Here is a 229-nt window from a genome sequence, read left to right as displayed (position 1 = left end):
TCCGCAATCATCTTTAACTGTCCAAGTGTTGGTGTATGTTCCAGCGTTTCCGCATCCTTGGGAAGCCACGAACTGTCCGCTTGTTTTGGTGATGTTTGAAACATCAGCATCGCATAAGTCAGAAGCAGTAGGGAATTGGGCCTGGGCTATGGCAAGACCTGAAGCATCGCTGCATTCCAAAGTCACATCTAAAGAACCAGCCTGGGTATTCCAAGTAGGAGCTGTTGTG

1 protein-coding gene is annotated in these 229 nt (G+C 48.5%); it reads right to left on the bottom strand.

Annotation, left to right across the window (positions count from 1 at the left end; all coding sequences use genetic code 11):
• Positions 1-229, bottom strand: a 229-nt coding sequence (locus EYY60_RS22110; protein WP_162847807.1) for a hypothetical protein, incomplete at both ends; no start/stop codon positions are given.

This window comes from Flavobacterium zhairuonense (assembly GCF_004352915.1).
GTDB classification, from domain to species: domain Bacteria; phylum Bacteroidota; class Bacteroidia; order Flavobacteriales; family Flavobacteriaceae; genus Flavobacterium; species Flavobacterium zhairuonense.
This window is presented reverse-complemented; position numbering and strand designations above follow the sequence as displayed.